At 38.0% G+C, this 271-nt stretch carries 1 protein-coding gene; it reads left to right on the top strand.

Going from position 1 to position 271, the window contains the following annotated elements:
• On the top strand, positions 1-230 hold a 230-nt coding region (locus A6E03_RS11260), incomplete at its 5' end, for a pyrimidine/purine nucleotide monophosphate nucleosidase domain-containing protein (protein WP_141677264.1).
• Positions 231-271: the final 41 nt, after the last annotated feature.

Here is a 271-nt window from a genome sequence, read left to right as displayed (position 1 = left end):
CAAAAGAAACATTAGCAGCCAACTTACGTCAAGCATTCTCGGGAATTGTCTCTGGTAATGTAAAAGCCGAAGGCATTGCTGAGATCGAAAAGCATGGTGTATTTAAACTACATGGTGATCCTGACTTGATGAAAAAGATGGATCGTTTACTTCAAGACTTTGTAAAACAGGGTCGAATGAAGTTACCCGGTTCTAAATATGAACCTTGCTATAAAATCGTTATGGATTAAGGCTGGAATTTTTCACCTTCACTAACGTACAATAATAAGCC

Origin of the sequence: Aliivibrio sp. 1S128, assembly GCF_001691065.1 — a bacterium.
Taxonomy (GTDB): domain Bacteria; phylum Pseudomonadota; class Gammaproteobacteria; order Enterobacterales; family Vibrionaceae; genus Aliivibrio.
Note: the sequence above shows the minus strand (reverse complement) of the source record. Positions and strands in the feature narration are given on the sequence as shown.